This is a genomic window from Holdemania sp. 1001302B_160321_E10 (assembly GCF_015552275.1).
Classification (GTDB): Bacteria; Bacillota_I; Bacilli_A; order Erysipelotrichales; family Erysipelotrichaceae; genus Holdemania.
Map to the genome: position 1 here is coordinate 1 of NZ_JADNEM010000013.1, position 24243 is coordinate 24243.

Annotated in this window: 21 protein-coding genes, 1 tRNA gene and 1 other annotated feature; of the genes, 20 read left to right on the top strand and 2 right to left on the bottom strand. The window is 53.1% G+C overall.

Annotation, left to right across the window (positions count from 1 at the left end; genetic code table 11):
* On the top strand, nt 1-627 hold a 627-nt coding region (locus I2D94_RS09305; RefSeq protein ID WP_195396508.1), incomplete at its 5' end, for a PD-(D/E)XK nuclease family transposase.
* Between the two features lie 219 nt (nt 628-846).
* Here I2D94_RS09305 and rnhC read toward each other — a convergent pair.
* Entirely contained in the window at nt 847-1755 is a 909-nt protein-coding gene (rnhC, locus tag I2D94_RS09310) for a ribonuclease HIII (protein ID WP_195396510.1), read from the bottom strand.
* 88 nt (nt 1756-1843) lie between these two features.
* Here rnhC and I2D94_RS09315 point away from each other — a divergent pair, with 88 nt between their 5' ends.
* From I2D94_RS09315 to I2D94_RS09350, 8 genes are all read left to right on the top strand, one after another.
* Nucleotides 1844-2521, top strand: a complete 678-nt coding sequence (locus I2D94_RS09315; RefSeq protein ID WP_195396512.1) for a CvpA family protein — start codon at nt 1844-1846, stop codon at nt 2519-2521.
* A gap of 2 nt (nt 2522-2523) precedes the next feature.
* Nucleotides 2524-4857, top strand: coding sequence for an endonuclease MutS2 (locus tag I2D94_RS09320; RefSeq protein ID WP_195396514.1), 2334 nt, complete (start codon nt 2524-2526; stop codon nt 4855-4857).
* Nucleotides 4854-6617, top strand: coding sequence for an excinuclease ABC subunit UvrC (gene uvrC / locus I2D94_RS09325; protein ID WP_195396515.1), 1764 nt, complete (start codon nt 4854-4856; stop codon nt 6615-6617). Before I2D94_RS09320 ends, uvrC begins: the two co-directional genes overlap by 4 nt.
* Before the next feature lie 48 nt (nt 6618-6665).
* Nucleotides 6666-6869, top strand: a complete 204-nt coding sequence (locus tag I2D94_RS09330; RefSeq protein ID WP_006059179.1) for a helix-turn-helix transcriptional regulator — start codon at nt 6666-6668, stop codon at nt 6867-6869.
* 59 nt (nt 6870-6928) lie between these two features.
* Nucleotides 6929-7942: a M15 family metallopeptidase gene (locus I2D94_RS09335; protein ID WP_195396517.1), complete on the top strand. Its 1014-nt coding sequence runs from the start codon at nt 6929-6931 to the stop codon at nt 7940-7942.
* A complete protein-coding gene (locus tag I2D94_RS09340; protein WP_195396519.1) occupies nt 7939-8673 on the top strand; it encodes a glutamate racemase in 735 nt (244 codons plus the stop codon). Before I2D94_RS09335 ends, I2D94_RS09340 begins: the two co-directional genes overlap by 4 nt.
* A 196-nt stretch (nt 8674-8869) precedes the next feature.
* Nucleotides 8870-9856, top strand: a complete 987-nt coding sequence (locus I2D94_RS09345; protein WP_195396521.1) for a GerMN domain-containing protein — start codon at nt 8870-8872, stop codon at nt 9854-9856.
* A gap of 40 nt (nt 9857-9896) precedes the next feature.
* Entirely contained in the window at nt 9897-10370 is a 474-nt protein-coding gene (locus I2D94_RS09350; RefSeq protein WP_072684350.1) for a metallophosphoesterase, read from the top strand.
* Between the two features lie 169 nt (nt 10371-10539).
* On the opposite strand, the gene I2D94_RS09355 is transcribed toward I2D94_RS09350, so the two are convergent.
* Nucleotides 10540-10776: a hypothetical protein gene (locus tag I2D94_RS09355; protein ID WP_195396523.1), complete on the bottom strand. Its 237-nt coding sequence runs from the start codon at nt 10774-10776 to the stop codon at nt 10540-10542.
* 268 nt (nt 10777-11044) lie between these two features.
* Between I2D94_RS09355 and I2D94_RS09360 the strand changes: the two genes are divergently transcribed.
* The 11 genes from I2D94_RS09360 (at nt 11045) to I2D94_RS09410 (ending at nt 24150) form a co-directional block, all read left to right on the top strand.
* Nucleotides 11045-11121, top strand: a tRNA-Arg gene (locus I2D94_RS09360).
* Between the two features lie 144 nt (nt 11122-11265).
* On the top strand, nt 11266-11997 hold the full coding sequence (locus I2D94_RS09365; protein WP_195396524.1) for a hypothetical protein: 732 nt from the start codon (nt 11266-11268) through the stop codon (nt 11995-11997).
* A gap of 58 nt (nt 11998-12055) precedes the next feature.
* Nucleotides 12056-13330 carry a trigger factor gene (gene tig / locus I2D94_RS09370; RefSeq protein WP_072684353.1) on the top strand — a complete coding sequence of 425 codons (1275 nt, stop codon included), beginning with the start codon at nt 12056-12058 and terminating at the stop codon, nt 13328-13330.
* 60 nt (nt 13331-13390) lie between these two features.
* On the top strand, nt 13391-15709 hold the full coding sequence (gene lon / locus I2D94_RS09375) for an endopeptidase La (protein ID WP_195396526.1): 2319 nt from the start codon (nt 13391-13393) through the stop codon (nt 15707-15709).
* On the top strand, nt 15710-16312 hold the full coding sequence (yihA, locus tag I2D94_RS09380; protein WP_195396528.1) for a ribosome biogenesis GTP-binding protein YihA/YsxC: 603 nt from the start codon (nt 15710-15712) through the stop codon (nt 16310-16312).
* A 75-nt stretch (nt 16313-16387) separates the two neighbouring features.
* A complete protein-coding gene (locus I2D94_RS09385; RefSeq protein WP_195396530.1) occupies nt 16388-17170 on the top strand; it encodes a LysM peptidoglycan-binding domain-containing protein in 783 nt (260 codons plus the stop codon).
* 193 nt (nt 17171-17363) lie between these two features.
* Nucleotides 17364-18032: a DJ-1/PfpI family protein gene (locus tag I2D94_RS09390; protein ID WP_195396532.1), complete on the top strand. Its 669-nt coding sequence runs from the start codon at nt 17364-17366 to the stop codon at nt 18030-18032.
* A gap of 122 nt (nt 18033-18154) precedes the next feature.
* Nucleotides 18155-18363: a binding site (T-box leader), on the top strand.
* 55 nt (nt 18364-18418) lie between these two features.
* Entirely contained in the window at nt 18419-21028 is a 2610-nt protein-coding gene (locus I2D94_RS09395; RefSeq protein WP_195396534.1) for a valine--tRNA ligase, read from the top strand.
* Between the two features lie 75 nt (nt 21029-21103).
* Nucleotides 21104-21472, top strand: a complete 369-nt coding sequence (locus I2D94_RS09400) for a hypothetical protein (RefSeq protein WP_195396536.1) — start codon at nt 21104-21106, stop codon at nt 21470-21472.
* Between the two features lie 54 nt (nt 21473-21526).
* Complete coding sequence (locus I2D94_RS09405; protein WP_195396538.1) at nt 21527-22750, top strand: AsnC family transcriptional regulator; 1224 nt, start codon at nt 21527-21529, stop codon at nt 22748-22750.
* On the top strand, nt 22747-24150 hold the full coding sequence (locus I2D94_RS09410) for an acetate--CoA ligase family protein (protein ID WP_195396540.1): 1404 nt from the start codon (nt 22747-22749) through the stop codon (nt 24148-24150). Before I2D94_RS09405 ends, I2D94_RS09410 begins: the two co-directional genes overlap by 4 nt.
* The last annotated feature ends 93 nt before the right edge of the window (nt 24151-24243 follow it).

A 24243-nucleotide genomic window follows, 5' to 3' on the forward strand; every position in this document is an offset into this window, starting at 1 on the left:
GCGCTGACGCCGGTGGATCAGCTGTTTCTGCTGGACTTCGACTTTCTGGCGAAGGCAGATCAGCCGGAGAAAGCGATACATGTCTATCAGTTAGCGGAGATCCTGGATCATGACATCTTGACAAACCTGATCTCGGTGGTTATCATAGAGATGAAGAAGATAATTCAGATGAATCATAGTTATGAAGAGCTGAGCCGGGCGGAAAAGTGGTGCTGGTTTCTCGAACGGTATGACGAGGAACACAGCGATTCGGTGGTAGTCCGGTTAGTGGAAGAAGATGAAATCTTTAAGGAGGCGGACAGCGTAATGAAGAGAATGAGCAGTGATCCGGCAATGCGGGATGCGGCGTTTGAGCATAACCGGCGGATGATGGACATGGCGCAGCTGCGCTATGAAGGCAAACAGGAAGGTTTGGCAGAAGGCCGGGAAGAAGGCAGAGTAGAAGGCATCGAAAAGCAACGATTAGAAACCGCAAGGGAAATGTTGAGAAATCATTGTGATGATCAGCTCATCCAGCTCTGCACCAAGATCAGCCTTCAACAACTGGAACAGTTAAAGAAAGAAATCGTTCCCGGTTTCAATCAAATCGAGGACGACTCAGAGCAATCCCATCTGGCAAGCGACTGAAAATAGTGAGGGGGATCAGGTGAAAAAATCAGTAACCTGTGTTACGGTTAGTCCGCTGTATTTTACGATCTGGAACATCGGATGATCAATTAGAGCTTTTCAGAGGCAGACAGCAGAGGATCGCAAAAATTGATTTTCATGAGAAGACCCGTTCCGGGTCTTTTTCAATAGCAGCGCATAAAAAAAGCAGGATTTCTCCCGCTTCAGCGATTTTCTTCTTTATAACAAATCGGCGACTTTCTCCGTATTTTTGAAATGCAGCTTCGCTACTTCTTTTAAATGCTGCTCGCCGTGTTTTTTGACGAAGGCCGCGCCGTCCTGATCGACAACGCTGCCGGCGCCTTTGGAAAACGACATATCCCATTGTTTCTCCATCGCGTCCCAGGCTTTGAGGAATGCGCAGCGGGCGATCATGGAAGCGCAGGCGACGGCAGGATAATGGCTTTCCGCTTTGGTTTCAAAATGCAGGCCGCGGATGACTTCTTTCTGCCCTTGACAATAACGATAATAGCTGGCTTGGGGCGTGAATTGATCGACGATCGCCGCCTGCGGCAGACTTCCGCGCTTACGCTTGAGATGCCCATACGCCTGATTATGCAGGATCGCCTTGATCTGGTTCATATTGCACTGGGTATGGATCTGATTGTATTTGGCCGGCGGCAGAATCAGTAAGGAATACGCTAGCCGTTCCATTAAAAGCGGCGCGGTCTGCAGAATCACTTCGTCGTTGATCTGCTTGGAGTCGTTGACTTTTAATTCCTGCAGCCATGCCAGATCCTGCTGCTCGACGGCACAGGCACACACGCAGACGGAACCGAAATAATCGCCGGTGCCGACCTCGTCGCTGCCGGCGTGGGTCTGTTTGGCGAAGCGTCGAAAATCAGCCTTTCCCTGGCTGAGATTGGTATTGACATTTTCCAGCTGATCCTCGGCCTGAAACGGCGCGGCGTAAATCATCGCGTCCTTTCCCTGAAAGACGACTTTATTGGATTGGTAAGCGGTAATCGTGCAGTTTTCCGGCTTGAGCTGATAGCGCGCATAGGCCGGGGCTTTGACTTCAAACTCGCTCCAGGCGGCGTACAAACGCTCGATCTGGGAGCTTGTCAGCAGCAGTGTTATCGTGTTCATGGATTCACCTCTGGTACTTATGATAACACAGGATTTGCAAAATCGCTTGTTTTTCGGTATCATGTTCCTCGGGTAGGAGTGATGGAAAATGGTAATTGAGAGCCAGACTTATATGGTAATTAACGCCGCGGTGCTGATCCTGGCGGCGATTCAGATTTTGATCGGGGTAAAACGAGGCTTTTTAATCCAGCTGATGGACTGCGTGGGTTTGCTTTTGTCGCTGTTTGCCGCGTGGCTGTTCTCGCCGGTGCTGGCGGAGTGGGTCGCGATCGTTCCAGCGTCGCTGAATCCGGCGCGGGATACGGTGCTGGGGCCCTGGGTGTATGGCTTGATGAATCAGATCGTCTGGTTTATCGCCGTGTTTATCCTCTGCAAGCTGATTCTGCTGCTGGTTCGTCCGGTGGTGAAAATGCTGGGGAAAATTCCGCTGGTCAAACAGGCCAATCAGCTGTTAGGCGGTTTGTTCGGGTTGGTCAATACCGGGATTTGGCTGGTCGTCTTTTCGATTCTGCTGATGCTTCCGTTTTTTGAAAACGGGCAGCAGGTGATCGACGCGACGCTGTTGTCGATGCCTGGCAAGGCCGCGGCGGTAATCAATGAAAAATTGCTGGAAATGCCGCAGGATGAAAACCAGCTGCAGAAGCTGGTCGACGGCTGGGATCAGCTGACCGACGAGGACCGCACTTTGATTAAAGACTGGCTGAATGAAAATCAGCTGACCTTTCAAAATCTTCAAGCTTTACTGAATTCACTGAAAGGAGAATAACGATGAACAGTAACAACGGCCTGGAGCTGGCGCTGATTAAGCAGCAAATTGCTCAGCTCTGCGCCTTTTCGTTAGGAAAACAAAAAATTGAGGAATTGCAGCCAAGCTTTTCGCCATTGGTCATTGCGAAGGAAAACCGGCGGATCGCAGAAGCGCTGCAGGCTGTAATTCAATTCGGTCCGATGCCGTTTTATGGAATCCGCGATCTTTCGCGGTCTCTGCATACGGTGCTGCGGGACGGCGTCTGTACGCCTCAGGAACTCATTCAGGCGGCCGATCATGCCCGCGGTGTCAGCGGTGCGCAGGGGTATCTGAAATCCGTGGAGCTGCCCTGCAAGGAAATCCATGAGCTGGCGGATACCATGGAGCCGCATCTGGAAGTCGCCGAGCAGCTGGAACGCTGTTTTACGCCCTATGGCGAAGTGCTCGACAGCGCGTCGCCGGAGCTGAAGCAGATCCGCCGCAGTCTGCATCAGACGGAAGCTGAGCTGGTGCGGGAAAGTCAGCGCTTCGTTCAGTCGCATGCGAGTCTGTTGACGGATTCGATCACGACGACCCGCAACGGCCGAATCGTGGTCCTGGCAAAAATTTCGGAGAAAAACAGCCTGGGCGGGTTTGTCCACGGCGAGAGCGCCTCGGGGGCGACAGCGTATGTCGAACCGGGCTGTCTGATCGAGCTGAACAACCGCAAGCAGACGCTGATCTCCCGTGAACAGGATGAGATCGACCGGATTCTCGTCGAATGCAGCCGTTTGTTAAAAAGCGTTGCCGAACCGTATTTAGCTAATCTGGAAACGCTGGCGATCCTGGACGCGCTGTTCGCCAAGGCTCAGTGGGGCCAGCGTTATAACGGCGTCGTCGCGAAGCTGTCGGAAGGGCGGACGCTGGTTCTGAATCAGGCCCGCCATCCGCTGATCGATCCGAAGACGGTCGTCGCCAACACGTATCGGATTATCGAACCGCAGAAAATGCTGATGATCACCGGTCCGAATACCGGCGGTAAAACTGTTTCGTTAAAGATTATCGGACTGTTTGTGTTAATGAGCTACTGCGGCATTCCGGTGTGCTGCGAGGATGCGGAAATCCCGCTGTTTGATCAGGTGTTTGTCGATATCGGCGATGATCAGTCGATCGTGCAGTCGCTGTCGACGTTTTCCGCGCACCTGGCGAAGCTGGCCGACGTGACTCAGCACGCAACGAAAAAATCGTTGGTTCTGCTGGACGAATTAGGCTCCGGCACCGATCCGAAGGAAGGCGAAAGCCTGGCGATCGCCGTGCTGAACGATCTGCGCGAGAAAGGCTGCTTAAGCGTCGTCACCACCCATTACGGCCGTTTAAAGCTTTATGGTAAGCGGCATGAGGACATTCTGGTCGCGTCGGTACAGTTCGACGTGGAGAAGATGATGCCGACCTATCATTTTATCGAAGGCCTGAGCGGTCAGTCGAACGCCTTTGAAATCGCCCGGCGATTCGGTTTGAAAGAGAAAATTATCCGGGAAGCGGAGTTTTTAAAGCGCCAGCAGCGTTCCCAGGAGGACGAGCTGATCGAGAAGCTGGAAGCCCAGATTCTGGAAAATCAACAATTAAAAGAAAAACAGGAAGCGCTGATCGCGCAGACGGAGCAACAGCGGCAGCGCCTCGAGCGTGAGCTGCAGAAGCTGAGCGAAGAAAAACAGCGGATTCTCGACGCAGCAGAAAAACAGGCGCAGAAGCAGCTGGAAGAGGTAAAAGCGGAAGGCGAGGCGCTGTTGGAAGAATTGCGTCAAAGTCAAAAGACGATGAAGCTGCACGAGATCATCGAGAAGCAGCATCAGCTTAACGCTCTGGGCAAAAGCGAAGCCCAGCTGGAAGAGGAAGCCAACGATGAGCCGGAACCGCAGTTTCAGGTCGGCGCCTTTGTGGAATTGAAAAAATCCAGTCAGATCGCCGAGATTTTGCAGCTGAAGCGCAATCAGGCTGTCGTCGATCTCAACGGCATCCGCACGACTGTCAAGCTGGAAGACATGCGGCCGACCCAGCGGCGGAAAAACAAGCCGGCGCTCTCCGGCATGTCGATGAAAACCCTGCGCGCGAAGACTGTGAATCTGGAATGCAATATCATCGGCTGCCATGTTCAGGATGGGCTGGAAATTGTCGACAAATATCTCGACGACGCCGTTGTCGCCCGGATCGGCTCCGTCCGAATTATCCACGGCGCGGGCACCGGCGTGCTGCGCAAAGCGGTTCAGGAGAAGCTTAACCGTGACAAGCGCGTCGAGAGCTGGCGGATCGGCGGCGCGGGTGAAGGCGGCGCCGGAGCAACCGTCGTCACGCTGAAGACGGGGAAAGCGAAATGATCAGCTCCGCACTGAAGGCCAAGCTGCAGACGCTGCCGTTAGAGCCCGGCTGCTATCTGATGAAGGACAAAAATGACACGATCATCTATGTCGGCAAGGCCAAGAAACTGAAAAACCGCGTCAACCAGTATTTTGTAGGCGCGCACAATTACAAGACGACCAAGCTTGTCAGCAACATCGTCGATTTCGACTACATCGTCACCTCCAGCGAGAAGGAAGCGCTGGTGCTGGAAATCAATCTGATCAAGAAATATCGTCCGCGCTACAACATCATGTTCATGGACGATTCCTCTTATCCCTATATCAAGCTGACCCATGAAGCCTATCCGACGCTGCGGGTTGTGCGCGACGCCAAGAAAGACCGCAAGGCGAAATACTACGGCCCGTTCCCGGACGCTTCGGCGGCGCATCAGACGATGAAGCTGCTCAACCAGCTCTATCCGCTGCGCAAGTGCGATAAAATGCCGAAGAAGCTGTGCCTGTACTATCACATCGGACAGTGCCTGGGGCCCTGCGAACTGAACGTCGATCCGGAAATCTACAAGGAAATCTCCGAGAAAATCACCCGCTTTCTGCGCGGGGACGTCAAGGATCTGGTCAGCGAGCTCAAGTCTAAGATGAACGCCGCAGTAGAAGAACTGGCGTTTGAAAAAGCCCGCGAGTACCGGGATTTGATCACTTCGATCGAGCACATCACCGACAAGCAGCAGGTTCAGGTTGAGGATAACAAGGACCGCGACGTGTTCGCCTGTTATGCAGATAAGGGCTACCTCGCGATCCAGGGCTTCTTCATCCGCTCCGGCAAGCTGCTGGAACGCCAGCTGTCGCTGACCCCGCTGTATGGCGATCCGGAGGAAGAACTGATTTCCTTTTTAATGCAGTATTATCAGAATCACCCGCTGCCTCAGGAAGTGATCGTGCCGCTGGAGCTGGATATCGAAGCGCTGCAGGAGGTCATCACCTGCAAGCTGATCCAGCCGGTCAAGGGCTACCGCAAAAAGCTGCTGGACATGGCGTCCAACAACGCCAAGACCAATTTGCTTCAAAAATTTGAAGTGATGGAGCGGCAGAATGAAACGACGGAGGAATCAATGCGGCAGCTGGCGCAAAAGCTGCGGATACCCGGCTTGTCCCGGATTGAGATCTTCGATAACTCGCATATTTCCGGCGCCTTCACCGTTGCCGGCATGGTCGTATTCGAGGACGGCTTGCCATGTAAAAACGATTACCGGCTGTTTAAGCTGCATACTGAAAACAGCGATGTCGATTCGATGAAGGAAGTGCTGTACCGGCGCTATTTCCGGCTGCTGAACGAAGGCGGACGGTTTCCTGACCTGCTTTTAGTCGACGGTGGTCTGACTCAGATTGAAGCGGCGAAGGAAATTCTTGGTTCGCTTGACCTGGATATCCCGATCTGCGGCCTGGTGAAAAACGACAAACATCAGACGTCCAGCCTGATGAACGAACGTCTGGAGATCGTCGACGTCGAACCGGGATCGCCGTTATTCTTCTTATTAACGCGGATGCAGGACGAAGTCCACCGCTTTGCGATCAGCTATCACCGCAAGCTGCGTCAGAAAGCCCAGACAAAGTCGATTCTGGATGAAATCGACGGGGTCGGCGAAGTCCGCAAGAAGAAGCTGATGAGCACATTTAAGAGTTTTAAGCGGTTAAAAGAAGCGACGGTTGAGGAGATCGCCCAGGTTGTGCCGCAGGAAGTCGCGGAAAGAATTTTTGAGACGCTGCATGTGGAACCTTAACCCTGTTGTCCTGCATACTATGGTTTAGAAACCAAGAGGAGGACAGCGATGAAAAAGATTCTGACCCGGCGGGAGAAGGAAGTCTTTGATCTGTTGGTCAGCAATTACGATACGAAAGAGATCAGTGAACAGCTGAACATCAGTGAGAAAACCGTCCGCAACCACATCTCCAACGTGATCCTGAAGCTTGCCGTCAAAGGACGGGCGCAGGCCGTGGTGGAGCTGATCCGATGCCGCGAAATTGAAATCTAGCCCCCAAGAGGGGGCTATTCTTTTCGATTTATGTTATACTAAGACATGAGGTGGTTTTTTTGAAAATCAAACGCTTGCTTTTTGTCGCGGCGGTTGCCGCGTTATGCGCCGGGTGTTTAATCGTGATGAATATCCGCTACGACCGGCTTTCCCGCTATCCGTATCAGGATCCGAAAAGCCGCGCGCTGATCGACGAATACTTAAGCGATGAGGACATCGAGTATATCATCGAATATTCGATTGCCCCTTCAACGTTCGTACCGTATATCCAGGCGGAGCGGTTCAGCGTTTATCATGCCCCGGAATACAACTACATGGAGGAGGCGTTCTCCTACCGCAATTACGCGCCGGCCCTCATCGTCAAGATGGTAGAGGAAACGCGCGATCAGATCGCAGTGCAGGATCTGGCGCAGCTGATGCTGGTGTACAGCTACGAGGAAGTCAAGGACTGGCTGGACCGCGGCGATCCGTATTACCGCAGCGCCACGCTGGTGCTCGATCCCTCGGCGCTGGATACGCTGGTGGACGACGATCACACGATCGCCACGCATGTGCCGCTGCATTTGGAAGCGTTAGCGGATATCCCGCAGCTGACTGTCGAAGTTAACGGCGAGGAAAAGCCGATTCTGGTAGACGTGCGGCTGCAGCAGCCGCTGCGGCAGCTGTGCGAGGCGGCGGAGGCGGAGGTCAGCACGCGGGCCTGCGGCGGGCTGATCGTCACCGAAGGTTACGTCAGTTATCCAAAACAGGAAGAATTGTATAAGCAGGCGAAGGAACAATATGGTTCCTCGGCGATCCTGTATGTCGATTATCCCGGCCACAGCGAGCATCAGCTCGGTCTGGCTGTCGATTTTGCCGTGACAGGCAAGCAGTCGGAAGATTTCAGCACGACTGTGCAGTCTCAATGGCTGCAGGAAAACGCCTGGCGGTTTGGCTTCGTCCAGTCCTATACGGAAGACAAGGTCACGGAAACCAACAAGCTGGCGCGGCCGGAACACTACCGGTATGTCGGCCCGGCGCTGGCCCGGCAGCTGGTTGAGGAACATCACACGTTGAAAGAAGGCACAGAATGATCGGCGTTTTTGATTCAGGAATCGGTGGTCTGCGGTTATTGGATAAGCTTCGTCAGCGGTGGCCGCAGGAAGATTTTGTTTACCTGGCGGATCAGGCGCATGTCCCGTACGGTTCGCTGGACCGCGATACACTACTGGATTTATTGCAGCTGAATCTGAACTGGCTGGAAAAACAGGGAGCCGAGCGGATCGTGGTCGCGTGCAACACGGCCAGCGCGACCGGCATCGCCCGCCGTTATCGCGGTCAGGCGCAGATCGTGGAGATTATCTCCAAGACATGTGAACAAATTCCGGCTTCGACTGCGAAGATTCTCGTGCTGGCGACGCCGTTTACCGCCCAGTCGCATCGCTACCAGCAGGTTTTAGCGCGGCAGCTTCCGCAGGCGGAGGTCAAGGAAGTCGGCTTGAGTTGTCTGGCGTTTATGATCGAGCATCTCTGTCCGAAGCAGGAAATTGAAACGTATCTGAAGGGCGAACTGAACGCTTATCGAGATCGCTACGACGTTGCGGTTCTGGCCTGCACGCATTTTCCTTTCGCGCGCGATCAATTTGCGAAGGTGCTGGGAATCCCTTTGATCGATTCGGAAAGCATCGCGCTCGAGGCGCCGGCCCAGCCCGGAAAGGGCACGCTGCGGATCGCGACGACCGGCAGTGTCGAGCTGTTAAATCGGCAACTGCGTGGCTTGATGAACTGGGATGTTCCCTGCGAACATGTCCAGATTGAAATCTGAGCGAAGTCTTGTCGGGGGATCAGGAGAATCGAACGAGCCCCTGTTGCTTTGGAATAAGCTGGAAGAAGAATGGGAAAACCCGTTCTTTTTTTGTTGAAGGAGAAAGCCTGGCCAATTTCCAATGCCGAAAATTCAACTCCCTGCGGCATCATTTTGAATGCCATCGGTGCATAGACTGTGACAGGAGGGGATGTTCATGAAAATCAAACCTGAAACGTTGAAGCAGGGCGCGGCTCTGATGTTCGGCGCGGTCGCATTGGCCGCTTATCTCACTACCGTGCTGTGGCCTTCCCGCTCGCAGCCGGTTCAGACCGTCAGCGGATCCGACACGAGTGGGGATATGGTTCAAGTCTACTTACTGGACGAAGACGCGACGCTGATTCCCTATACGCTGGGGATTGAGGAAGGGCTGGATTTAAACCAGAAGGTAGCCGAGGTCCTGCGGTTGATGACGATCGGCAACGAGCCGGTGCAGGGAGTGTGCGGACTTTTGCCAAACAATGCCCAGCTGGAAAACTGCGCGCTGCAGGGCAGCCAGCTTTCACTTTACTTCCCGGAGAATTTCCGTAATTATGATCCCAAGACGGAAATGCGGTTATTGGAAGGACTGACATGGGCGGTCACGCAGTTTGACGAAGTCAGCGAGGTTCTGCTTTATTTGGCCGGTGAACCGCTGACGCACATGCCGCAGCTGTCGACGCCGGTGCCGATGCCATTAAACCGGCAGATTGGAATCAATAATTTTGAGAATACGGTTAACCGCCTGCATGACAGCCATTCGTTGACAGTGTTCTATACGCGTCAGAAAAACGGCTCCAGCGTCTACGTGCCGAAAACGCTGCGCATCAGCAATCAGACGAGTCTGCAGGACAAGCTGTCTTCGATTCTGGCGGACATCGGCGTGTTCAGCCAGCTGAAGCAGCCGTTGGCAGGGACTCCGCTGACGGTACTGGATTGTTCGCTGGACGAAGACCTGTTGACGATCAACGTCAGCGGCGAGATTCTGGACGAGGAGAAGAAGGTCAACGAAGAACTGGTTACCAGTCTGCTTCTGAGCATTCAAAGCTCGCTGGGCGTCAGTCAGGTTCAGCTGCAGGTCGACGGTGTCACGGTCAATCTCAGCGGCGTCAACGACGATCCAATCGACCTGAATTCCTTAATTCTCAATCAAATATTGCTTTAAGGAAGGCGGCAAATCTGATATTATAAGTACAGGTGGTAAAATGAAGATAGTAGTGGTGAGCGATAACCATGGTCGGAGTGAACCGCTGGAGCAGATTTTAGAGCTTCATCGGGATGCGGATGTGTTTATCCATTGCGGGGACAGCGAACTGCCGCCGCAGTTTTTACAGGGGTATGTGTGCGTCAGGGGCAACAATGATTTTTATTATGAATATCCGGAGATGAAAATTTTAGAGCTGGAGGGTCATCGCATGATGATCGTTCATGGTCATCATCATCTGTATATGGGCCAGCTTGACATGTTGGTCAGCAAAGCGCGGCGGCAGGGCTGCGACTTTGTGTTTTACGGCCATACGCATATCTTTTCCAGCCAGCAGCGCGACGGCGTGATTCTTGTGAATCCGGGCGCGCTGTCCCGCAACCGCGACGGTACGCCGCCCTGTTACGCGGTGATTACGATCGACGGGAGCGACGTCAGTATTGACCGCGTCAACTGGACGCGGCCCCGGGACTGAAGACCTTCGGCGCTTACAATCACGCAAAGAAGAAGTTGAAAATCACCGGAGTGCGCTGATTTTCAACTTTTCCTGTTTGCCGATCAAAGGCGAAGGCCAGGACTGACCGGTTGCGAACCGGTCTGCTTGATTTGCGCCGAATGTATCAAAGGGTCATGCGGAAAGAAGTTCAATCATGAAAAAAATTAAAATTAGATGCCGGAAATGCGGCGATATCATCGAAAGTTTTTCCGTCCATGACTTTAAGTTTTGCCGCTGCGGCAGCGGTCGCCGTGGATGGCGGGCATGAATATTTAAAGCGATGTGGTAATTTGGAAGAGATTGAAGATTTCAGCGAAGTTGAGGAGAATGACGAATCAAATTGAGCGCCATGAACGGAACGAACGGAGCGAAGCCGTTTGAACATCGCCAGATCCCTTTTGCTTTAAGCGTGAATATTCTTCAAACTGGATCTGAAAAGCGTGCGGCAATCCCGTTCATTGCCTTCTATTCATGGACCATCAGGGAGAATTACAAAAAGATCAAAGGTTTCCGGGTTCTGCGCATAAGGAACCAAACTTTCCTGTGTCATAGCCGCAGTCCCTGCAGCAGTAACAAAATATGCCAAAATCGCTTGCATTCTTCAACACTTTTTGATATTATGATTGAGCGTTCAAAACATGATAGAAAACAATGTCCCGGTAGCTCAGCTGGATAGAGCATGCGCCTTCTAAGCGCACGGTCAGGGGTTCGAGTCCCTTCCGGGACGCCACTTTGGAAAACCAGAAGTCCTTCATTGAAGGATTTTTTTGTACGATCGCAGGCAAAAAACATGCCGCTGCAAGCGGGGTGTGCTATAATAAGATCAGCCAAAAGAAGGATTCCTTCTTTTATTTTTGAACAAGGGGTGATGACGATGAGCTCAGGATTTTATGCGGAATGTCTTGAAGAAATCGCACAGCTGATCCGCCAGGGCCGCATTCAGGAAGCCCGCACGAAGGTGGATACGGAGCTGGCGATGCCCTATGTGCCTTCCGACGTGTTGCCGGCGCTGCAGGATTTTGATCAGCAGCTGCGCTTAATCGCGGCGGAAAACCGCAAGCCGGGCGTTGGGGTGATGAGCCTGGAGGAGATTGAGGAGAGCCTGAAAGGCGATCGCGAACATCAGCTGCGGGCGGTCGACGCGCTGCATGGGATGAATCTGCGCTCCTGCCTGGATTTGGTCCGCGCGTATCTGGAAACCGATCCCGATCCGCTCGCTTCGGCGCTGCTGATCGATTCGCTGATCGATCAACAGATCAGCGAGGAGCTGACGCTGAACCGGGATGGGATAGGCTACACGTTTATTCCCCGTTACCAGGAAGGGGCGGCGGAAAGCGACGGCTTTCTTTTGGCCCGCGCGTTGATCGGCGAATGGCTGGAAAACGAAAACCCTTCCTTATTTAATTTGTGCGAGCAGGTGCTGATCCGCGAGGCGTATCTGGCGCTGCCGCTGGGCTTTGAAGAAGCGGAGGGCATATCGCTTGCGGCCAGCTGCGTTCATCTCGTATACTGCAGTATGCAGGATGAGGAGGGCTGGCGTCAGTTCGCGTCCCGGCATCAGCTTGAAAATGTCAATTTATTCGATTTAAAAAGCCAATTTATTTGAAATTCAGATAACTTTTGTTATAATAGAAAGGCTAGACATAAGGAGGACAAAGAAGTTTATGTCAACTTGGACACTAAAAGAAAAATCAACAGGCGAACTGAAAGTCACCATTGAGGGTGAAAACTGGAAAACGGCTCAGAAAAAAGCTTTTAATAAATTAGCGAAAGAACTGGAAATCCCGGGTTTCAGAAAGGGTTCTGTCCCAGCTGCCATGGCGAAAAAATATGTTCCGGCTCAGAAGATTATGCTGGAAGCCGTCGAGCATTGCGCGCAGGGTCTGCTGGACGCGGGTATCGAAGAGCACAAACTGTGGCCGATCTCCCGGCCGGAGCTGAACGTTGAGGAAATCAGCGAGGAAGCCGCGACGATGAGCTTTACGTTCGCGATCAAGCCGGAAGTCAAGCTGGGCGAATATAAAGGTTTAGCTTACGAAGTAGAAGAAACTTCAGTCAGCGAGGAAGAAGTGGAAGCGGAACTGAAGCGGATCCAGGAAAACTTCGCCGAGCTGGAAGTGAAGGAAGACGGCGAAGTTGAAAACGGCGACACCGCGGTCATCGACTTTGAAGGTTTCAAGGACGGCGTTGCGTTTGAAGGCGGCAAGGGCGAAAACTATCCGCTGGAGATCGGTTCCAACAGCTTCATCCCGGGCTTTGAAGAACAGCTCATCGGTATGAAGAAAGAAGAAACGAAGGACATCAATGTCACGTTCCCGGAAAACTATCAGGCTGCTGAGCTGGCTGGCCAGCCGGTTGTCTTCAAGGTTACGGTTCACGAAATCAAAGCGAAGGTGCTGCCGGAGCTGAACGACGATCTCGCGAAGGACGTCAATGCTCCGGATGTGGAAACCATGGACGACTTAAAAGCGCTGATCCGCAAGAACCAGGAAGAACAGAAGCGGCAGAACGCGGAAAACGAAGCGACCAACAAGCTGATCAGCACGGTCGTCGACGCCTGCGAAGTGGAAATTCCGGAAGTCATGATCAAGAATGAAACGGACGATATGATTCAGGATTACGCCAACCGTCTGCAGCAGCAGGGTATTTCCTTAACGCAGTTCTTCCAGATCACCGGGCAGAGCGAGGAAACGCTGCGCGAACAGATGGCGAAGGACGCTGAAAGCAAAGTCAAGCTGCGCTTAGTTCTGGACGCGATCGCGACGCAGGAAAATCTGGAAGTCGGCGAGGAAGATATTGATACGGAATACGGCCTGATCGCCTCTCAGTACAATATGGAAAAAGAGAAGGTCAAGGAACTGATTCCGGCGTCTTCGATCTCCTACGACGTCCGGCTGCGCAAGGCGCTGGACCTGATTAAGGATTCCACCAACAAATAAGACGCTTCGCGTCTTTTTTGACCTTTATAACACGTACTATTTCAGACAAGGAGGGTGTCAATGAACAACGAAAAAATGGAAATCAGTGTTCCGGTCATCGCTACACGAGGAATCATTGTTTTTCCCCAGCAGGACATCATGATTGAGGTCGGCCGGGAAAAGAGCATTCGTGCCGTTGAGGAAGCAGAAGAAAAGTTCGATGGTCATGTCTGGCTCGTCTGCCAGAAAGACATCATGGTTGACAATCCTGCTCCTTCAGATCTCTACACGTTCGGCACATTGTGCCGGATCAAAAATATCCGCCGTAAAGAAGGCTTTATGCGGATTACCTTCAGCGGACTGGAACGGGCAAAGCTGGTTTCGATTCAGGATGAGGACAGAATGTTTATGGCGACGGTGCTGCCGGTTGCGGATGAAGCCGGCGATAATCTCGAGGAGATGGCTTTAATCCGCCGGGTAGCTAAGGAATTCGAGAACATTGCGTCCAGCGCCAACAATTTCCCGCCGGAGATCATCGCGCAGCTGACCAAGGGCGTTTCCGCCCCGACGCTGTCCGATCAGTTCGCGCAGTATTTCCCGCTGCCTTTGGAAAAGAAGCAGGTGCTGCTGGAGACGTTGAACGTCAACGAACGGCTGATGATGATCATCCAGGAGCTGGAAAAAGAAAAGCAGCTGTCCGACATTGAAAATAACATCAATGAAAAAGTCAAGGAGCGGATCGATGAATCGCAGAAGGAATACTACCTGCGCGAGAAGCTCCGCGCGATTAAAGAAGAACTGGGCGATGTGTCCAATCAGAGCGACGATTCCGAGGAACTGCGCCGGATGATCGAGGAAAACCCGTATCCGGAAGCAATCAAGGAAAAGGCCCGGGAAGAACTGGCGCGGTATGAAATGCTGCCGGGGGCATCCGGGGAAGCCGGGGTTGTGCGGACTTATCTCGACTGGCTCTTAGGCGTGCCGTGGTGGCAGGAAACCGAAGATAACGAAGACCTCAAGCTGGTGCAGCAGCGCCTGGATGAGGATCATTTCGGTTTGGAAAAGGTCAAAGACCGGATCATGGAATATCTGGCTGTCAAACAGATGACCCATTCGCTGAACGCGCCGATTCTGTGTCTGGTCGGGCCGCCGGGCGTCGGCAAGACGTCGCTGGCGAAGTCCGTGGCCAGAGCGCTGGATCGGAAGTTTGTCAAGGCATCGCTGGGCGGCGTGCGCGATGAAGCGGAAATCCGCGGTCATCGCCGGACGTATTTAGGCTCGCTGCCAGGCCGGATCATTCAGGGAATGAAGAAGGCCGGCGTCGTCAATCCAGTGTTCCTGATCGACGAAATCGACAAGATGGCCAGCGATTACAAGGGCGATCCGTCCAGCGCGATGCTGGAAGTGCTGGATCCGGAACAGAACAAGCTGTTCTCCGATAACTATCTGGAAGAACCGTACGATCTGTCGAAGGTCATGTTTATCGCGACGGCCAACACGCTCGATACAATTCCGGCGGCGCTGCGCGACCGTTTGGAAATCATCGAGCTGTCCTCATATACCGAGGTGGAAAAGGTCAGCATCGCTAAGGAACATCTGATTCCGAAGCAGGCTGAAATCAACGGCCTGAAGCCGAGTCAGTTTAAGCTGGGCGAAGAAGAGCTGATTTATCTGATCCGTCATTACACCCGGGAAGCCGGCGTGCGTCAGTTGGAGCGGGTGATTGCTTCGCTGTGCCGCAAGAGCGTCCTGGCGATCATGAAGGATGGCAAGCGTTCGGTCAAGATCACGAAGAAGCTGATCGTGGAATGGCTGGGCAAAGAGAAATTTGAATACGGCGTCAAGGAGAAAAAAGATCAGATCGGCGTGGTAACCGGGTTGGCCTATACGTCCTTCGGCGGCGATATCCTGCCGGTCGAGGTCACTTACTTCGACGGGAAGGGCAAACTCATCGTTACCGGTCAGCTGGGCGACGTCATGAAGGAATCGACGGAAATCGCGCTGGACTATGTCAAAAGCAAAGCCGTCGAATTCAAGATTGATCCGGCTTTCTTCGATAAACACGATATCCACATCCATTGTCCGGAAGGCGCAGTGCCGAAGGATGGGCCGAGCGCCGGCGTCACGCTGACCACGGCACTGGTTTCCGCAATCACCCGGATGCCGGTTCATGCGAATCTGGCGATGACGGGTGAAGTCACGCTGCGCGGCAACGTGCTGCCGATCGGCGGTCTGCGTGAGAAATCGCTGGCAGCGCACCGCAGCGGCATCTCGACGGTCATCATTCCGAAGAATAACGTCAAGGATCTTGACGAAGTTCCGGAAATTGTTAAGAATGACATTCATTTCATCCCGGTCGAAACGGTCGACCAGGTTATTCAGGAAGCGCTGGTTCGCTAAATGGAGATCAGGGAAGCCGAGCTCGTCGTCAGCGCGCCGTCCAAGGCACACTGGCCTGAAAGCGAACTGCCGGAGATCGTGCTGGCCGGCCGCAGCAACGTCGGCAAATCCTCGCTGATCAACACGCTGTGCGGCCGCAAGGCGCTGGCTTATGTCGGCAACACCCCGGGCAAGACACGGTTGTTGAATTTCTTCGATATCGATCACCGCTTCATGTTCGTCGATGTGCCGGGCTATGGGTTTGCCAAAGCGTCCAAGCAGATGCTGATCCAGTTCGGCGAAATGATGGAGGACTATTTCTCCAGCCGTTCACAGCTAAAAGGCCTGATTCTTTTAGTCGATATGCGGCACGCGCCGACGGAGGACGATATCACGATGGCGGACTATGCCCGTTATTATGAAATTCCGTTTGTGGTTGCCGCGACGAAACTGGACAAAGTGCCGCGCTCTCAGCAAAGCAAACAGATCAACGTTATCGCCAAGGCTCTGGCCTGTGCGCCGGAAGCGATCATTCCGTTCTCTTCCATCACGAAGCAGGGCCGGGAAGAACTGCTGGAAGCGATTGACGTCTTATTTAATCCAGAAGAGCCTGAATCCGAGTGATTCGGGCTTTTTTCATATTTTCCTCGGTTTGGCATACACTGAAATTGAAGCAGGAATGCTGGGGAGGAACCATAGATGAAACCAATGAAAATTGAGAAACGACTGGAGCTCAGCCGTCCGGTCGATCAAATTCTGCAATGCCAGATCACCAACGAGATTCAATATCATACCGAAGCCGACGGGATCCGGGCTTTAGGCTCCTTATGGGTCAAGGGGCAGGCGGCCGATGAACAGGGCGCTTATCCGCTGAACGAAGAAATCACGCTGGACGTCCTGGCGCCCTTGGATAAGCTGCAGGAACCGTCACAATTCCGGATCCGGCTGCATCATTACGACGCCCGGATCGAAGCCCGCGGGATGATCGTGACGATTTATTTGAATGTATACGGCATGAAAGAGGAAAGGGCGACCGCAATTCTGGAAACTCAGCCGGAGAAACGAGAGTCGGAGCCAACCCCGCTGCCGGAGATTACACAGCCAGCGGCGGAACCCACAGCGCTGACTCCGTCGGTCACTGAAGAGCCGGCTGCCGCTGCAGCACCGATCCTTCCGGCTGCGGCATCTGTGCAGGAGGAAAAAGCGCTGGCTGCGGAAGGGCCGGCTGTCAAAGAAAATACGGTCATGGACGAAGAAACGAACGATCCGGCGGAAGCGGCCGTCAACGAGGACGTCGGAGAAATCGAAGATTTGTTTGACGACGCGGAGAATGTCATCGTGACCAGCCGGTACATGCTGGCGCAGGTCAATGATACCTATGCTTCGATTGCCCAACGCTACGGGGTGAATGAAAAGCAGTTGATCGCCGTCAATCACAACAAGCCGCTGGAGGAAAAGACGCTGATCCTGCTGCCGCTGTAAGTGGCCGATCTGCAAGCTGCTAATCATGGTTGTAAGGAGGACTGGACACAGTCCTTTTTTTCTGGATTTGAGTAAAATCAGAACAAAACCGGAGCTATCTGTCTTTTTAACAAGAACGAAAAGAAGGAAATAGCTTGCGATTCAGCTGAAATTCAGATACAGTGAAGTAAACAAGACAAGGGAGGGGAATTGAATGAAAAAAACAGCGGTCATGATCTACCGGGCGTTTTGCATGCAGGAGATCAGCTGTCTGACCGATTGGTTAGTCGGATTGGGCAAACCGATGATCGTCTGCGCGGCGGATCATCAACCGGTAAAAACGGAAGAAGGCTTTACCGTGCTGCCCGAATTCAGCTATGATGAAGTCAATCTTGACGAGATCGACTGCCTGATTCTTCCCGGAATCAGCGAATTTCCGGAAGTGTTAAAGGATCAGCGCCAGCTGGACTTTTTAGCCCGGTTCAAGGAGCGGCCGGATATTTTGATTGCCGCGATCTCCGTGTCCCCGGTGTTATTAGCGGCGGCGGGGTTGTTAAACGGGATTTGTTACTGCGGTGGATTTTATCAGGAAGTGCTGGACGATCTGCCGTTTATGGAAAAAGAAAATTTCCGCTTTGAGCCGATCGTCGTAGAGGGCAACATCATGACGGCTTTCGGCGGGGCGTTCCGTGAGTTTGCCTTAGCGGTGATGGAGAAACTGGGCTTCGAAGTGCCGGCGGATACTTTCGGTCCGCTGGCTGAAAACTGGACTAGGGATAAGCTGAACTTCACGATGGAATCGGAGGTTGAAAAAACGTATTGGAAAAACGCGCTGGCGATGCTGAAACGGGAATGTCCGCAGTTTTTTGAGAAGCGCGGCTGAGGCTTTTGTTTTCAACTCCGCTAGTTTGCTTTTTCGTTTTATTCTTGCCTTTTTCGTCTTTGGAGATGTCGGAATTCGTTGAAATTCGATTGACAAGCGGGGATCCAATGCCTATAATAAAGCCATCTACGTTGAACGGAAGAAGTAGCGGCTTTGGGAAATCAGAGAGCTCCCGGAAGGTGCAAGGGAGCCAGAAGAAGCAGTGAACAGTCGTCCGGAAGTTGATTTTCTGAATTTTAAGTAGGAAGATCCGAATGCCGTCGTTACCGGTGAAAGCGCATCTTTGAAGAAAGATGAAGTAAGGTGGTACCGCGCGTGAAGCGTCCTTGTTACAGGGCGCTTTTTTTGTTCAACGAAGGAAAAATAAAAAACAGGAGGAAGAACTGATGAAAAAGGAACTGGCCCCGAAATATAACCATCTGGATGTGGAACAGGGCTATGACAACTGGATCAAAGAAGGCTATTTCACAGCCGGCGACAAAAGCAAGGATCCGTTCTGTATCGTGATCCCGCCGCCGAATGTTACCGGCAAGCTGCACCTGGGGCATGCCTGGGATACGACACTGCAGGATATCATCGCCCGTTACAAGCGGATGCAGGGCTACGACATGCTGTGGGTTCCGGGCATGGACCACGCCGGCATTGCAACGCAGGCGAAGGTGGATGAGCGCCTGAAAAAAGAAGGCGTTTCCCGCTATGATCTGGGCCGTGAGAAATTTCTGGAACGGGCTTGGGACTGGAAGGAAGAATATGCCGGGCATATTCGTCAGCAGTGGGCGAAGATGGGCCTGTCGCTGGACTACACCCGCGAGCGTTTCACACTGGACGAAGGCTTAAGCAAAGCCGTTGCCAAGGTTTTTGTCGACTACTACAACGACGGCCTGATTTATCAGGGCGAGCGGATCATCAACTGGGATCCGGCGGCCAAGACGGCGCTGAGCAACATCGAGGTTATTCATAAGGAAACCGAAGGTGCGATGTATACGTTCAACTACAAGGTCGTTGAAACTGGCGAATGCTTTCAGGTTGCGACGACCCGTCCGGAAACAATGTTCGGCGACGTCTGCGTCGTTGTGCATCCAGACGATGAACGGTTTAAGCATCTGATCGGCCTGCACGCTGTCAATCCGGCGAATGGGGATGAACTGCCGATCATCGGCGACGACTACATCGACATCGAATTCGGAACCGGCGCGATGAAATGTACGCCGGCCCACGATCCAAACGACTTCGCGATCGCAGAACGCCACCATCTGCCGCGGATCATCTGCATGAATCCGGATGCGACGATGAACGAGCGCTGCGGTGAGTTTGAAGGCATGGACCGCTTTGAATGCCGCAAACAGCTGACGGAAAAAATCCGTCAGGAAGGCAATTTGATCAACATTGAGAAACATATCCATCAGGTCGGCTATTCTGAACGGACCGACGTCATCGTCGAACCGATGCTTTCCAAGCAGTGGTTTGTCCGCATGAAGCCGCTGGCGGAGGATGTTCTGAAGCATCAGGAATTGGCTGAGGAAAAGATCAACTTCTACCCGCCGCGCTTTGAAAAGACCTTCACGCAGTGGCTGGAAAACATTGAGGACTGGTGCATCTCCCGCCAGCTGTGGTGGGGCCACCGGATCCCGGCCTGGTACCATAAGGAAACCGGTGAGATTTACGTCGGTACGGAAGCGCCGCAGGATCTTGAAAACTGGAATCAGGATGAGGACGTTCTGGACACCTGGTTCTCCAGCGCACTGTGGCCGTTCTCGACGCTGGGCTGGCCGGATAAAACGCCGGATCTGGAGCGTTATTATCCGAATGACGTGCTGGTCACGGGCTATGACATCATTTTCTTCTGGGTCGCCCGGATGGCGTTCCAGGCCCGCTACTTCACAAAGTCCCGGCCGTTTAAGGATGTTCTGATCCACGGTCTGATCCGCGACGCCCAGGGCCGCAAAATGTCGAAATCGCTGGGCAACGGCGTCGATCCGATGGACGTCATCGCCAAGCACGGTGTTGATAGCCTGCGCTTCTTCCTGACGACCAATTCCACGCCGGGTCAGGATATGCGCTACATTGAGGAAAAGCTGGAAGCGTCCTGGAACTTCATCAACAAGATCTGGAACGCATCCCGTTTCGTCATGATGAATATGCCGGAGGATTTCACGCTCGAGGACATTGACCTCAGCACGCTGTCGATCACCGACACCTGGATTCTCAACCGGTTGAATGAAACGATTGCCTCGGTGACCGCCAACATGGACAAGTATGAGTTCGCGCTGGTTGGCAATGAGCTGTACAGCTTCATCTGGGATGATTTCTGCAGCTGGTATATCGAATTAAGCAAAGCTGGATTGAACAGCGAGGATGCCCAGGTCAAGCGGGCGACCCAGTCGACGCTGATCGTCTGCCTGCGCGCGATCATCCGTCTGCTTCATCCGTTCATGCCGTTTGTCACCGAAGAAATTTACAGCGTCCTGCCGCATACCGAAAAAGCATGCTGCCTGGCGGCCTGGCCGACGCCGGTGGAAGGCCTGGACTTAAGCCATAACGAGGAAGTCGATCAGCTGATTTCCGTTATCAAGACGATTCGACAGGTCCGCGTCGATTACAATCTGAAGCCGTCCGCGCCGCTGGCGATGACGATCCGGAACGCGCAGAACCAGCCGGTCGCTGTCGACGCTCCGATTGCTTCGATTTATGAGAAGATGTGCAAGGCCAGCTGGAAAGCGGAGCTGGATGGGGAAATGCTCGTCCGACCGATCTTAGGCGGATCCTTAAGTATTCCGATGAGCGACGTCGTCGATCTGGAAGAGGAAAAAGCCAAACTCAAAAAAGAAGCCGAACATCTGAACGCTGAAATCAAGCGTGCGGAAGGCATGCTTTCCAATGAACGCTTTGTCGCTAAGGCTCCGGCTGAGAAAGTCGAAGCGGAACGCAAAAAGCTGGAAACCTATAAGCAGCAGCTGGAAATCGTCCAGACCCGCTTGCAGGAAATTGAGAAATAAACGCTGTCAAAGGAATTTCATCTTCCAGACAGAATTAACGATCACCCGGTCCTGTGGACCGGGTTTTCTTGTGGAGTGACCGATTTCAAAAGCGTCGGCGATGGCAGCACGTTGAGCGATGTTCACCGCAAGGGGCACAAAGAAAGGCCGGATGTTTCTTGCCTAAGTCAAAAATGGAAGAAAACAGATCAATCTGAAGAAAAGTGGGATCTGCGGCAGAAACACGCGCTGAAAGCAGGCATGATCCGCAGACGCCATCGAGAACATAAGAAGGAAAACGAAAACTGGCTTTCTAAAATCTTTCAGAAAGTTTTACGCCCGGGGCTAGACAAAATGCGGCAAGTGTCGTTATCGTCATGGGCTTCGCTGTCACCGACGCTTGTCTTTTGGCGAGGAGAAGACTACAATAAAATAAATGATAGCGCTTACAATCAAGCGGATTGAGATTCCGTCAAAGTCGAAAGGCTTTCAGCATACATTGAAATGAGGTGGTATTCGATGACGGAGAAACAATATCTTTTAGGTACGGATGAACAGCAGCAATGGATGCAGGAGTACACGTTTGCCCCGCGCGGCATCGGGTTCAAAGAACCCGGCGTGCTTGGAATGGACGCGAAGGAATTCTCAGCGTTCAACGTGGCCAAATCATTTTATCAGGTGCATCCGGAGGTTTTTAACTTAAAACTAGTTGCGGAGAAGACCGGCGTGGCGGAAAGTGAGATCGCAGCCCGGCTGAAACGTATGGTCGATCGCCGGTTAATCATGTTTGTGAAGAATTCTTCCGTTTCCGCTCTGGGCTTTGGTTTGTATTACTGGATTGTGAAAATGAAAGAGGACTGCCCGCCGCAGGCAAAGGTGCAGCTGGCGGAATGGATTCAGAATAAGGATGAGATCTGCACCGGTTATTTAACGGAAGGTGATTTCGATTTCTTCTGCGGCAATCACATGCGTGTGCTGGACAATCTGCTTTGCGGCGTGATCGAACCGATCCGGCGCAACCGCTGGGTCGAATCCATTCATCTCTGTCCTATCCGCCGCGACGTCCGCGAATCCCACGTCAATCTGTGGGACGCTCCGAAAGCGGATTACCGCCGCTATCTGTGGTCGGACGCGCAGAAAGCCAACTTTTTAAACAGTCAGAACGAGATGGACGCTACGGACTTTGCGATCATCGACATTCTGAACAATGTGACCTCGATCGAAGATTTCTTTGATTACGAGGTGCTCGGCCAGCTGTCCGGTCTGGATCCGGCGGCGATGAAGAAGGATCTGGGCTGGATCGTTGATCATCAGCGTTATGTCGTGCCGATGTTCTATTTTAATTATCAGGCGCTGGGTCTGAACATGCATTGTTATCTGATCCGCTTGTTCCAGAATGTGACCAGCTGCCGCAAGGAACAAATTGTCGACGAGCTGACCCGGTGTCCGGAATTCAACAATATCTTCGAGTTCTCTGATGGCATTTACGACATTCTGGTGAGCGCTTATACGCAGCTGACAGATCTAGACGCCTTGCGCACAATGTTAGACGGTTACGCCGAGATCGAAGAAATCTGGGAAGCTGACAGTCCGCGGCAGTTCCGCCGTTGGACGGCGCGGCTGGATAAAGACGCGGATATGTGGGAGGAATGTATTTTTACTGATGATTTCCTGCAGGACCGCACGAGCTTGCCGATCGAACCGGCGGGGGAATGGCAGGAGAAAGGCGGTGAAGAACGATGAAGACCAATGCGATCCGCGGGTATGTTGTCGATCGGCTGCAATATGCTTTAAACCCATCCAGCATCGCGGTCATCGGCGCCAGCCGCTGTCCGGGCAAGGTTGGCCATAAGGTTATCGACGGCTTACAGAAATGGGGCTATCAGGGAAAAATTTACCCGGTGAATCCGCGTGCGGAGAAGGTCGCGGGCTTAAAAGCTTATCCGACCCTGCGGGAGATTGAGGAGCCGGTTGATCTGGCGTTCATCGCGGTGCCGGCGCATCTGGTCAAATCGATTCTGGAAGACTGCGTAGCCAAGGAAGTAAAAATCGTCGTGATCGCGACCAGCGCTTTTAAGGAGATCGGCCGCGGCGAACTGCAGGATGAGCTGACAGAATATTGCCGGACCAACGAACTGCCGTTGATCGGACCGAACTTAGTCGGCATGGGATCGCCGGCGCTGAATTTCAATTGCGGCTTTATCCCCTATCTGCCGACGCTGGGACCGGTAGCGATGATTTCCCAATCCGGCGCCAACCTGTTGGCGGCGTTAGGCACCTCGCAGAAGGATCACTACGGCATGAGCTTCTTCGTTGGGTTAGGCAATAAGGCCGACGTCGATTTCAGCGAATTTATCGCCTATGCCGGCAAGGACGACAACACGAAGTGCATCGCCGTCTATATGGAAGGGCTGGACAGCCCGGAGGCGTTTATTGAAGCCTGTCAGTCGGTGGCTAAGCCGGTCGTCGCGATCAAGGTCGGACGCAGTCCGATCGGCGTGAAAGCGGCATTTGCCCACACGGCCAGCGAAAATGTGAAGGACGATGCGTACTATGACGAGGTCTTCGCCCAAGCCGGAGCGCTGCGGGCGACGACATGGCAGGAGTTTCTCGATGTTTCGCTGGCGCTGGGAACCCAACCGGCGCTGCGCGGCGAAAACGTCGTGATGATTACCAACGGCGGCGGTTCCGGCCTTCTGAGCTGTGACCACTTTGACCGCTGCGGTCTGCCGCTGAAAGAATTAAAGGAAATCTCGCCGAGTCTGGCCGGGCGCATCCGCGCGTACATGCCGATGTTCGGCTCGCCGCTCAATCCGGTCGATATTTCCGGCACCGCTTCGCCGACGCAGTACAAAGGCGCCTTCATGCAGGCGATGCGCGATCCCGCAGTCGACGGAATTCTTGGCTCGATCTGTCCGACAGCGGTGACTAACGTCGATGCGGTCGTCGACGTTGTGATCGAAGTCCACGACCGTTACCGCCGCTTAGGTAAACCATTTATCATGGAATGCCAGGGCGGAGAGGAATGTCAGCGGGCGATCATGAAGCTGCGTGATCACGGTATCCCGGCGTATTCGACAGCGGAACAGGCGGTTAACGCGATGGTGGCGTTATATCGCTATGGTCAGATGCAGAAAAAATAAATGAAAAGGGTAAAGCGAAAAGTTTGAGATCCAGCGCTTCTTTTCTTGAAAGTTTTTAATAAATGATAAAGGATGAAAGAGCCGCGGCATTTC